Genomic DNA, 11919 nt, shown 5'->3' on the forward strand with positions numbered 1-11919 from the left:
AACTTGCGAGGGGAGGAGAGGGAGAGGGGGAGGGAGGTGAGGCAAAGGGGAGGAGAGGGGAAGGCAGAGGGGAGGCCGGCAGAGCGCCCGCTCACTCCCTCCCGGAGGAGATCCAGGCCGGGTTCGCGTGGATGTTGCGCGTCCCGCTCACCATTCCCGCGACGGCGTCGAGACGCTCCAGCTGCTCGGCGGAGAGTTCCAGCTGCGTGCTCCGCAGGTTCTCGATCATGCGGGAGGCCCGCCGTGAACCGGGGATCGGCACGGTGCTCACGCCCAGCTCACGCCCCTTGGCGAACAGCCACGCGAGGCTCACCTGCGAGTTCGTGGCGCCCAGAGTCTCGGCGACCTCGCTCACGAGTGCGAGCGCGGCCTGGTTGGCGTCCCAGGACTCCCCCATCCGCGCGGTGCTGCTGCGGAAGTCCCCGGCCACGGCGTCCTTGGTGAGCGTCCCGGTGAGGAAGCCGCGGCCCAGCGGGCTGTAGGGCACGAAGCCGATCCCCAGCTCCGCGCAGGCGGGCAGCACGTGCGCCTCGACGTCACGCGACCACAGGCTCCATTCGGACTGGACGGCGGTGAGGGGATGGACGGCGTGGGCCCGGCGCAGCTCGTCCGCCGTCACCTCGGACACGCCCAGGTACCGGACCTTTCCTGCCTCCACCAGCTCCGCCATGGCGCCCACCGTCTCCTCGATCGGAACCGCGGGATCCGGACGATGGAGGTAGTAGAGGTCGATCGTCTCCACGCCCAGACGCCGCAGCGAGGCCTCGTTCGCGGTGCGGACGTACTCGGGACGGCCGTTCACACCGCTCGGGGCGATGCGGGGTGTGCCGCTCTCACCGGCCGCCGTCACGGTCTCGCCGCTGATGCCGAACTTGGTGGCCAGCTGCAGGTCCCCTCGACGTTCGGCCAGGAGCGGGGCGAGCATCTCCTCGTTCGTCCCGGCCGGACCGGTGGAGCCGGGCCGCGATTCGCCGTAGACGTCTGCGGTGTCGAGGAAGGTGATGCCGGCGTCGATCGCCTCATTCAGTGCCCCGCGTGCCTCCTCATCGCTGAGGCCGCCGCCGTAGACGTGCGAGAGTGCCATGCAGCCGTAGCCGATCGGTGAGACCAGCAGATCCCCGAGTGCCGTCGTCGCGCTCATGTGTGTGCTCCTGTCTGTGCCGGATGGAGTACTGGGAGCGTATGCCCTGGAGCGCACTCGAAGGCAAGGGCGGAGATGAGACGCCCACTCTGCGGCTCTCTATCACACTCTCTGACGTTCTATAACACTGTATGATCTCTGCGTTTCTCCCAGTGGAAATGATGCGGCTCCAGCCGCCTCAGCTCCTCGCATACTCCTCCGGGTCGCCGGCGAAGCAGTCCATCTCGCCGCGCTCCACGTCGAGGGAGACGGTCAGCAGCGTCTCGCCCTGCTCCTCCGGGGCGCCGCCGGGCACCGGCCGCATGCAGATGGGAGCGCCCGCACCGTCCGGACCGCACAGCGCCGCGGCGAACTCCGCGCGTGCCGCGTCCCTCCGCTCCCGCTCGGTCGGCTCCTGCCCCGATCGCCCTGCCACGGCACCGCCGGCACCGTACTGCGCCCGCTCCGGCACCGTCAGCTCATGGCTGCGCGCCTGCAGATGGGCGTAGCGTTCGGCAGTCAGCTTCGCCGTCGCCCGATCGCCGCGTGCCAGCTCCGGGTCCAGGAAGTGGTTGGTGTGCAGCAGCACCCGCGTCCCCGGATCCGCGCCGCCCGTCCACGGCCGCACCACGCCCACGCCGTCCGGGCACAGCTCGATGCTCACCGCATCCGGTTCCCGCGTGACGACGGTGAGCACGGAGGAGGCGCTCACCGGTGCGGAGCGTGCGATCTCCACGGCCTCGGCGACGGTCTGCGCGTGGTCGAGCACCCGCCGGGCGACCGCGTGGACGGGCACGCCTCCCCCGCCGTGGTCCGAGGCGTGGTGCAGGATGTTGAAGTGGACGCCCAGTCCGGCGGCATTGATCCCGATCTTCGCCGGAGCACCGAACTCCGTGAACGTCCGCACCCCCACACCGGCCGCGCTCGTGTAGTCGAGCACCAGCCCCTGCGGCACCAGATCCGCATACCAGTCCCAGGTCTGCAGGGTCCAGGGCATCGCGTTGCCCGGCGGCAGCAGCACCGCCGTGGAGCACTCGCCGAGGCCGGCCCGCCCCGCCGTCGCGAGGACCTCCGTCCGCGCGGTGACGGCGAGGACGGCGTCCAGGCCGGTGAAGGCACCACGCCCGAGGCCGCGCTCACCGCTGCCGGCATTCTCACCGCCTGCGCGCCCCCGGACGCTCGCCGCCGCCTCGGCCATCGCGGACAGCTCCGCGAACTGTTCCGGGTCCCAGTCCGCGAGCGCTTCCCGGCTCCCCCGGATCACCCTCGCGACGACGGCGTCCGGGATCCCCTTGGTGCGGTAGAGGTCCAGGTACAGCTGTGCGCTCCGGGCGATCTCGGCGCTGAAACGCAGGCCGATCTCCCGGCCGCGCACCTCGGGTGCCGTGCTCTGTGTGCGGAAGGTGACGAGTTCCATCGGTCGCCTCTGCCTCTCCGGCCGTTCCCGGCCTGACTCATCGCTCCGGGCCCTCTGGCCGCCTGTGCGGGTGCCGGCCTCCGGTCGCCGCACCGGCGAGACGGCCCTCCCCTCGCATCCTCGCACGAGTGGACACCGGCACGAGTGAGCCAGGACACCCCTGGCATAGGATTCCCCCATGTCCGAGCGACACACCCACCGCCTCGACGAGGGCAGCCCGGCCCTCGACCGGCGGATCATCGCAGCCCTGCAGATCCGCCCCCGCGCCACCTGGGCGGCGATCGCGGACGCACTGGGGGAATCGGCGCGTTCGGTCTCCCGCCGCGGCACCGAACTCCTGGACAGCGGCGCCGTCCGCGTGGTGGGAGTGCGCGGCGCCACAGGCACCGCCATCGCCCGCATCCGCTCCTCCGTGGGCGCGGTGCGCACCGTGGCCAGCGGGCTCGCCGCCCGCCCCTACACCGTCTTCTCCTACGCCACGACGGGCGCACACTCCGTGTTCGCGGAGATCCGGATCGACGCCGAGGTCTATCCGGGCCTCGTGTTCGACGAGCTGCCGGCCGTCAACGGGATCGCGGACGTGCGGATCGACACCGTCACCCGCAACCACCGCTCGGTGAGCGAATGGCGGCCGGCCGTGCTCACTCCGGCGGAGGCGCAGGCGATGGGCGAACCCGGCAGACCTCCCGCCCCACCGCAGGCCGCCGACCACGAGGAGCTCTCCCCCAGCGACCGGATGCTCCTCCGGCTGCTCGCCGAGGACGCGCGCATGACCACGGCGGATCTCGCCGCGCACGGCAGGGTCTCCGAGAACACCGTGCGCCGCAGGCTGGCGTGGCTGGAGCAGCACAGCTACCTGCGCATCCGCGTCGTGGCGGAGCCGGAGCTGCTGGGCTTCCCCGTCGAGGCGCTCGTGACGGTCACCGCCGCCCGGGACGCCGCCGACCGGCTGGTCGCAGGCCTCCTCGCGCGCACGGAGACCCGCTACCTCAGCGCGCTCGGCGGCGACCGTCATCTGCTCGCACACTTCGCCTTCAGGAACATGGCCGCGCTCCACACGGAGCTGAGCTCCGCGCCCTGGACCGCGGAGGCGGAGTCCTTCGAGGTCTCCCACGTGCTCCAGGCCTTCAAACGCAGCGGATGGTCACGCACCCAGGAGGCCGCGACCACCCACCTCTACTGAGGACCGCGGGCGAGGCGCCCTGCCGCGGCGCGGATCATGAGAGCCGGAGCCTTCCGGCGGAAGCTCCCGCCCCCGAGGCCGCCCCCGACCTCAGCGGATGCTCACCCCGGGGCCGATCGGCAGGCCCAGCAGGTACCAGACGACGAAGAGGACGGTCCAGACCGCCAGCATCGACATCGCCAGCGGGAGGGTGAAGGAGACGACGGTGCCGATCCCCGCGGACTTCCGGTACTGCTGCACCATGCCGAGGGCCAGGACGAAGTAGGCGCTCATGGGGGTGATGGCGTTGGTGCAGGAGTCCGCGATGCGGTAGACGAGCTGTGTGGTCTCCGGCGGGATGCTGAGGTACATGAACATGGGGATGAGGATGGGCGCCAGCAGCGACCACATCGCAGAGCCGCTGGTGATGATGATGTTCATGACGGAGATGAGGAGGATCGCGAGGATGAACAGCAGCAGGGGCGGCATCCCCGCGGTCTGCAGCCAGCCCGCGCCGTTCACGGCGATGACGGTGCCGATCCCGGTCCACTTGAAGTAGGCGAGGAACTGGCTGATGGCGAAGAAGAGGACGAGCACGGGCGCGAGCGTGCGCAGGCCGCCGGCCATCGCCTCGGGCACGTCCCGCAGCGAGGTGAACTCCCCCACCATCCGCCCGTAGACCACGCCCAGCAGCACGAAGCCCAGCCCGATGAACACCGCGATGTTCTTCATGACGACGGACTGGACGAGGCCGCCGTCCTCTCCGCGCAGCGGCGAGCCCTCCGGCACGAGGGCCGCCACGATGACGAGGACGTAGACGGCGAGGACGGCGAAGGAGGTGAGGAGCGCGCGCCGTTCGCGGGAGCTCACGCTCAGGCGGGCCCCGTCGTCCTCGAGCGCATCCACGTCCGCCTGCAGGTCCGCGCGCTTGGCGAGGGCCAGCTCCACGACCAGGGTGATGGTGATGGAGAGGACGATCGAGGAGGCGATCGCCCAGAAGTAGTTGCCCAGCGGGGAGACCACGTACTCGGGGTCGACGATCCGCGCGGCCTCCGTGGACAGCGAGGAGAGGATCGCGTCCGAGGGCGTGACGAGCGGTGAGGCGTTGTACCCGGCGGAGATGGAGCCGAACGCCACGAGGATGCCCAGGACGGGACTGCGGCCCACGGACCGGAAGGCCAGTGCGGCGAGCGGCAGCAGCACGATGAACGCCGCGTCGAACATCACGTGCGAGATCATGCCGGCGAAGGCGACGGAGAAGGTCACCCACGTGGCGGGCAGGCGCTCGATCGTGATGCGCAGCAGGGTCGCGAGGACGCCGGAGCGTTCGGCCACCGCGACGCCGATGATCACGCTGACGATGATGGGCAGCGGCGCGAAGGAGGCGAAGTTCTCCAGAGCCGTGCCGAACACCATCGCCGCACCCTCCCCGGAGAGCATCGACTGCACGGAGACGGCCTCGGTCTCACCCGGAGGCGTCACCTCCACCCCGCCGGCGGCCAGGAGCGCACTCACCACCGCGAGGATCGCGGACAGGATCCAGAACAGCCAGAACGAGTGGGGCAGCTTGTTGCCCACCGCCTCGATGACCTCGAGGACGCGGAAGAGCCGCCGCATCCCTCCGGACAGGGAGCTGTCCTCGCTGGCGCGCAGGACTGGGGGTGTCGCCATGGGGTCCTCCTTCATGCCGCTTTCACGCACGTCGTGCGGTGATACGAGTCACATTCTGCGGAACGGCGACCTCCGCGCCACGCACTCGGCCCGAGAACGGGGGCCGGGGCGGGACTCGGCCTCATCCGTGGCCGAATCCCGCACCCCTCGCCGGCCGTGACCGCCGTCACCCACCGTCCGGCGATACTGGCGCCGGGATGCGCACCCGCGCCGTTCCCGCACGCACCGGAGGAGGCACGCAGCCATGACGGATTTCCCCTCGCTCACCCTCGGACAGCTCACCGGGCTCCTGCAGACCGGAGAGCTGACGGCGGAGCAGGCGCTCGACGCCCATCTGGCGCGCATCGGCGAGGTGAACGGGGAGGTCAACGCCGTCGTCACCCTCGACGAGGAGGGGGCACGGGAGCGGGCGCGACAGGCGGACGTCCGCCTGCGCGCCGCCGCGGCCGGCAGTGCGCCTCCGGCTCCGGAGCTGTGCGGCGTGCCCATGACGCACAAGGACTCGATCGCCACGAAGGGCATCCGCACGACGCTGGGATCACCGCTCTTCGCGGACAGCGTCCCGGAGCGCAGCGCGCTCATCATCGACCGGCTCCAGGCCGCCGGCGTGGTCTCCTCCGGCAAGAGCAACGTGCCGGAGTTCGCGGCAGGCTCCCACACCTTCAATCCCCTGTTCGGCACCACGCTCAACCCCTACGACACCAGCCGCAGCGCCGGCGGCAGCAGCGGCGGGGCTGCGGCCGCGATCGCCGCGGGCATCCAGCCGGCCGGCGACGGCTCAGACACGGGCGGCTCGCTGCGCACCCCCGGCTCCTTCTGCAATCTGGTGGGCTACCGCCCGGACCAGGGCCGGATCCCGCTGTGGCCCGCGGCGAACCCCTGGGCCTGGGTGTCCCGCCAGGGATTCCTGGGACGGCGCGTGGAGGACGTGCGGATGCTCATGCGCGCGGTCACCGGCCCGCACCCGCAGAGCCCCCACCCCGCACCCGAGGACGGGGCCTACGCCCAGCGGCGCCGCCGCGACCTCACGGGACTGCGGGTGGGCTGGACGGCGGACTTCGGCCTCGGCGTGCCGGTGGAGGCGGAGGTGCTGCGCGTGCTCGAGCCTCAGCTCGAAGTCCTCGCCGCACTGGGCGCGGAGGTGGTCGAGGCGACGCCGGACCTGCGCGATGCGGACGAGGTCTTCCTCACCACCCGCGCCTACGACTTCGCGGCCTCCTACGGCGAGCTGGTGCGGACCCGCGGTGACGAGATCAAGGCGACGATGCGCGAGAACGTGGAGCACGGCCTGCGTCTCACCGTCGACGACCTCTTCTCCGCCGGTGCGGCCCGCGCGCGTCTGCGCAGGGCCACGACGGCCTTCTTCTCCGAGTGCGATCTCCTCGTCACGCCGGCCGTGCAGGTGCTGCCCTTCGCGGCGGAGCTCGAGTTCCCCACCTCCGTGGCCGGTACGGCGACCCCGCACTACCTCGACTGGATGCGCGCCGCCACGCTCATCAGCGCCACCGGCCTGCCGTGCCTGTCCGTGCCCGGCGGCTTCTCGTCCACCGGCCTGCCGGTGGGGCTGCAGATGGTGGCACCGGAGTTCCGGGACGGCCTCCTGCTCGACGCGGCCGAGTGCTTCGAGGACGCCACCGGCCACTGGCAGCGAAGGCCGGACCTGGGCTGAGAAGCAGCTGGGCCGTGCCGGACCGGATCCGGACCGCACCCAGGGCCGCAAGCCGCACCGCACCCGCGGTCCCACCCAGGGCCGCGCGCCGCGCCGCGCCCGAGGCCTACTCCGGCAGGCGCAGATCCGTCGCCTCGGTGAGCCCCTCCGACGAGATGGGCCGCCAGTTGCGCTTGACCGTCTGCAGAACCACGGAGACGCTGAGGTCCGTGATGCCGGGGTGCGCACCGAGGTCGTCGGAGATGAAGGAGCGCAGACCCGCTTCGTCGCGGACGTTGCCCTGGACCACCAGCGAGGACGAGCCCGCCGTCATGGCGACCATGCGGGCGTGGACGTTCCCCGCGAGCTCCTCGAGGAGTTCCGCGAGCGCGGAGGGCCGGCTGCGGATCGAGGCCGAGAACCCCAGCGGGAAGCCCAGGAACCGCGGCTCCACGTCCACCCGCGGGCGCACCAGCCCGCTCGTCAGCACGCCCTCGAGCGCCCTGCGCGCCGTGGTGCGGGTGACCTCCAGCGCGGCGGCGATGTCGTTGACGCTCATCCGCCCGTCCTGCACCAGCAGGTTCGCGACCCTCAACTCGATGGGACGGAGGTCATGAGGCCCCCTGCCCTCACCGCCCGCGGGTGCTGCGGGCTCTGAGGCCCGGCGCAGAGCAGGCAGCTGCGCAGTCTGCGCCTCGGTGAGGAGACCGGGGGCGCGCCACTCGCTGCTGCGCGTCGAGGTCGCGAGGATGAGGGTCGACTCCACGCGCGCCACCCCGGCGATCTGCGGCATGACGTCGAGGACGAGCGCCGCCGCGTCCATGTCCTGCGTGGGGTGCGCGAGGCACTGGATGTCCGCGGACCCGGCGAGCACGAAGACGGACTGCATGCCCGGCAGCGCGGAGAGCGCAGCGGCCACTGTGCGCACGGAGCCCGGCTCACAGGAGATCCAGGCGAAGACGGGGTGGCCGGTCCTGCGCAGCGACCAGCTCACGGAGGCGGACACGCGCATGACGCCGCGCCCGCGCAGTCCGGCCAGACGGCGGCTGACAGTGCTCGCCGAGGCCCCCAGCACCTCCGCGAGACCGCCCACCGGCGCGCGAGGGGCGTGCTGCAGGGCCGCGATGAGTGCCGCGTCCACGTCGTCGATGTGCTCCACACACCCATCATATCCAGGCGATTTCTGCATGATCTTGCGCGAATGCGTCCACTTCGTGCATCATCTACTCCATTCGTGATCGTTATCACCAGATACGCGCAACGCTCCGACTGCGGTTCCGCAGCGCGCGGTTGCTGTGCCGCTCCCGGCGTACCCGCCGGAGCACGATCACCCGGAGCACGGGACGTCCGTTCGCTCCGTCAGGAGAACAGCAGAACGGGAGCCGCAATGTCTGCAGACGTGGCATCGGAGGGAAGCCCCGCGCATCCGCCTCAGGGCGAGCGGAGCGGGCAGGACGCACAGGTGAAGACGGAGTCCCGGTTCTCCGCCGGAGTGCTCAAGGTGCTCGAGGCCGTGGACCGCGCGGGCAACAAGCTCCCACACCCGTTCTGGATCTTCGTGGGCCTGGCGATCATCGTCGCGGGCCTGAGCGCGGTGCTCTCCCGCATGGGCGTCTCGTCGACGAACCCCGCGGACGGCGAGGAGGTGGTGGTCCAGAACCTCCTGTCCTACGACGGCGTGCGGATGATGCTGGGCGACGCCATCATGAACTTCGTGAACTTCCCGCCGCTGGGGCTCATCGTGGTCGTGGCGCTGGGCGTGTCCATCGCGGACGCCACCGGACTCCTGCCCGCCCTCATGCGCGGCATGCTCTCCCGGGTCTCCCCGCGCTACGTCACCTTCACCATCGCGCTCACCGCGATGGTCGCCCAGATCGCCGGCGACGCGGCCTTCGCCGTGATGATCCCGCTGGCGATGATCGCCTACCGCGCGGTGGGCCGCAGCCCGATCATCGGCGCCGTCGTCGCCTACGTCTCGATCGGGGGTGCGAGCAGCATCGGCCTGCTCCCCAGCGGCACCGACGCCGTGTTCGCCGGGCTCTCCACCGCCGCCGCGCACACCATCGACCCGAACTACAGTGTGGGCCCCCTCTCCAACTACTACTTCTCCGCGATCTCCGCGCTGATCCTCGCCGTCTCCATCACGATCGTGGTGGAGACGGTGGTGGCCAAGCGCGTGGCGGCGCTGGAGGCTGCGGAGCCCTCCGTGAATGCGGAGCCCCTGCCCGCGATGGACCTGCAGACGAACGAGCGCCGGGGCATGCTCGCAGCGGGCATCGCGACCCTCGTGTTCGCCGCCGCTGTCGTCCTCGTGATGGTGCCCACCGGCTCACCGCTGCGCGGCGACGCCGGCGAGATCCTCGACTCCCCGCTCATGGACAACATCGCGGTGGTGATGATGCTGTTCTTCGCCGCGGTGGGCATCGCCTACGGCGTGGTGCAGGGCAGCATCAAGAAGTTCAGCGACATCCCTGAGCTCATGGCCCCGGGCGTGCGCGAACTGGTCCCGGTCATCGTCCTGTTCTTCGCGGCCTCGCAGTTCCTCGCGTACTTCAAGTGGACGAACATCGGCCAGATCGTCGCGATCGAGGGCGCCTCCACCCTGGACAAGCTGGGCGCCACCCCGGTCGTCATCTTCATCGCCGCGGTCCTGCTCATCAGCTGCATGAACCTGGTGCTCACCTCCGGCTCCGCGATGTACGCCTTCGTCGCCCCGGTCCTCGTGCCCATGCTCATGCTCCTGGACATCGCCCCGGAGACCACGCAGGCGATGTTCCGCATCGCGGACGCCCCCACCAACAGCCTCACGCCCATGAGCCCGTACTTCGTCATGGCGCTGGGCTTCATCCGCCGCCACCGCCCCAGCGCGGGCATCGGCACGCTCATGTCGCTCGTGCTGCCGCTGGCGCTCGTGAACCTGGTCGTCTGGCTCACGATCTTCATCATCTGGTACCTGCTTGGCCTGCCGCTGGGACCGGGGGTGAGCGCCCGATGAGCACCGCAGCCACGCCTCCCGGCGCCCCGACGTCCCCAGCCGCAGTGGCCGGCCCCCGCTCTGCTCCCGACGCTCCGGCCTCCGCCGCATTCCGCGCGTTCCTCGCGGCCCTGCCGCAGATGCGCGCGCAGGCCGCCGCCGAGCATGCGGAGGCCCTCGACGACCTCCGGGCGCTCGTGGAGACCGAGACCCCCAGCGCGGACCCCGCGGCCCTGGACGCGGCCGCCCGGGAGCTCCTCGGCTGCGCGGAGACCCTCATGGGTCCGCTCGGCCGCGTAGAGCTGCACGCGCACGAGGAGCACGGCCCCACCCTGATCCTCGACGTACCGGGCGAGCTCCCCGGGCGCGTGGTCGTCGTGGGCCACTACGACACCGTGTGGCCGCTGGGCACGCTCGGGGAGATCCCCTTCTCCGTCGAGGACGGGATCGTCCGCGGGCCGGGCGTCCTCGACATGAAGGCCGGCCTCGTGACCGGCTTCCGCGCCGTCCGGCTGGCGCGCGCCCACGGGCTGCAGCTGCCCTCGCTCACCTTCGTGCTCAACGGGGACGAGGAACTCGGCAGCCCCTCCTCCCGTCCCCTCATCGAACGGGAGGCCGCCGGGGCAGACGCGGGACTGGTGATCGAGCCCGGCGTCGACTGGGACCTCAAGGTCGAGCGCAAGGGCGTGGGAGTGTTCTCCCTCGAGGTGGCCGGGGTGGAGTCCCACGCGGGCAATGACCCCGAGGGCGGGGCGAGCGCCGTGACCGCCCTCGCCGAGCTGGTCCTCCAGCTGAACCGGGGCACCGACCTGGCGGCCGGCACCAGCGTGAACGTGGGCACCGTGAGCGGCGGCACCGCACGCAATGTGGTGCCGGGCCGCGCCCGGGCCTCCGTGGACGTGCGCGTGACGACGCCGGAGGAGGCCGCCCGGATCGACCGGCTCTTCTCCGGCCTCACAGTCGCGGATCCCCGGGTCTCCTTCACGGTGGGCGGCGGCTGGAACCGGCCGCCCATGGCGCTCACGGACGGCAGCCGTGCGCTGCTGCGCACGGTGCAGCAGGTGGCCGACCGGGTCAGGGCGCCGCTGGGACAGCGCTCCGTGGGCGGCGGCAGCGATGCGAACTTCCTGTCCGCCCTCGGCGTGCCGGTGCTCGACGGCCTCGGCGCCAGCGGCAACGGTCCGCACGCCCGCAGCGAGCACGTGCTGGAGGCAGACATGGATGACCGCGTCCTCCTGCTGGCCGGCGTCCTCGCCACCGCCTTCGCCGGCTGAGCCGGGCGGCGCGCGAGCCGCCATGATCAGTGAGCGCGAACTGACGCTCCGGCGCCGCTGGAGCGTCAGTCTGCGCCCACCCCCGGAGGAACCGGCCGTGCCACACTGAGGGCATGGTCGAGCTCACCGCCGTTCTCGGAGACATCACCGTTCAGCACGTCGACGCGGTGGTCAACGCCGCCAACACCGCGATGCGCGGCGGCGGAGGCGTGGACGGCGCGATCCACCGTGCGGGCGGGCCCGCGATCCTCGCCGACTGCATCGAGCGGTTCCCGCACGGCCTGGCGACCGGAGATGCCGGCTGGACCACCGCCGGGGAACTCCCCGCGCGCTGGGTCATCCACACGGTGGGGCCGAACCACTCAGCCGGTCAGCGGGACCGGAGCCTCCTCGTCTCCTGCTACCGGCGCTCGCTGGAGGTCGCGGACGAACTGGGCGCGTCCGCCGTGGCCTTCCCGCTCATCAGCGCCGGCGTCTACGGCTGGCCGCTCGACGACGCCGTCGCGGCGGCCGTCGACACCCTCCGCACGTGCGAGACACAGGTGGAGGCAGTGCGCATCGTCGCCTTCAGCGAGCACCTGCACGCACTGGTGCAGGCACGGATCGCACAGGGGTAGGCGGGGAGAGCGGGCACGAGCCGCAGCCCGAGGAGC

The 11919-nt window shown here is 71.7% G+C and carries 9 protein-coding genes; 5 read left to right on the forward strand and 4 right to left on the reverse strand.

Going from position 1 to position 11919, the window contains the following annotated elements; genetic code table 11:
• Window positions 1–91: 91 nt before the first annotated feature.
• Together ABD240_RS06030 and ABD240_RS06035 are read right to left on the reverse strand one after the other, a co-directional pair.
• Window positions 92–1141, reverse strand: a complete 1050-nt coding sequence (locus tag ABD240_RS06030) for an aldo/keto reductase (protein ID WP_344336206.1) — start codon at window positions 1139–1141, stop codon at window positions 92–94.
• Window positions 1142–1319: 178 nt separating this feature from the next.
• Complete coding sequence (locus tag ABD240_RS06035) at window positions 1320–2537, reverse strand: C45 family autoproteolytic acyltransferase/hydrolase (RefSeq protein WP_291792871.1); 1218 nt, start codon at window positions 2535–2537, stop codon at window positions 1320–1322.
• A 178-nt stretch (window positions 2538–2715) separates the two neighbouring features.
• Between ABD240_RS06035 and ABD240_RS06040 the strand changes: the two genes are divergently transcribed.
• Window positions 2716–3720: an Lrp/AsnC family transcriptional regulator gene (locus ABD240_RS06040; protein ID WP_291792874.1), complete on the forward strand. Its 1005-nt coding sequence runs from the start codon at window positions 2716–2718 to the stop codon at window positions 3718–3720.
• 90 nt (window positions 3721–3810) lie between these two features.
• On the opposite strand, the gene ABD240_RS06045 is transcribed toward ABD240_RS06040, so the two are convergent.
• Window positions 3811–5370 (reverse strand): AbgT family transporter, encoded by a 1560-nt coding sequence (locus tag ABD240_RS06045; protein WP_344336214.1) that lies wholly within the window; start codon window positions 5368–5370, stop codon window positions 3811–3813.
• A 244-nt stretch (window positions 5371–5614) separates the two neighbouring features.
• Here ABD240_RS06045 and ABD240_RS06050 point away from each other — a divergent pair, with 244 nt between their 5' ends.
• Entirely contained in the window at window positions 5615–7039 is a 1425-nt protein-coding gene (locus tag ABD240_RS06050; RefSeq protein WP_344336217.1) for an amidase, read from the forward strand.
• Window positions 7040–7145: 106 nt separating this feature from the next.
• Here the strand turns inward: ABD240_RS06050 and ABD240_RS06055 are convergent, their stop codons facing one another.
• Window positions 7146–8177 carry an Lrp/AsnC family transcriptional regulator gene (locus tag ABD240_RS06055; protein ID WP_344336220.1) on the reverse strand — a complete coding sequence of 344 codons (1032 nt, stop codon included), beginning with the start codon at window positions 8175–8177 and terminating at the stop codon, window positions 7146–7148.
• A gap of 228 nt (window positions 8178–8405) precedes the next feature.
• Here ABD240_RS06055 and ABD240_RS06060 point away from each other — a divergent pair, with 228 nt between their 5' ends.
• From ABD240_RS06060 to ABD240_RS06070, 3 genes are all read left to right on the forward strand, one after another.
• Window positions 8406–10013 (forward strand): AbgT family transporter, encoded by a 1608-nt coding sequence (locus ABD240_RS06060; RefSeq protein ID WP_344336223.1) that lies wholly within the window; start codon window positions 8406–8408, stop codon window positions 10011–10013.
• Complete coding sequence (locus tag ABD240_RS06065; protein WP_291798006.1) at window positions 10010–11266, forward strand: M20 family metallopeptidase; 1257 nt, start codon at window positions 10010–10012, stop codon at window positions 11264–11266. The genes ABD240_RS06060 and ABD240_RS06065 overlap by 4 nt, the downstream gene beginning before the upstream one ends.
• Before the next feature lie 113 nt (window positions 11267–11379).
• Window positions 11380–11883, forward strand: coding sequence for an O-acetyl-ADP-ribose deacetylase (locus ABD240_RS06070; protein ID WP_344336226.1), 504 nt, complete (start codon window positions 11380–11382; stop codon window positions 11881–11883).
• Window positions 11884–11919 lie beyond the last annotated feature (36 nt).

The organism is Brevibacterium salitolerans (assembly GCF_039531405.1).
GTDB classification, from domain to species: Bacteria; Actinomycetota; Actinomycetes; order Actinomycetales; family Brevibacteriaceae; genus Brevibacterium; species Brevibacterium salitolerans.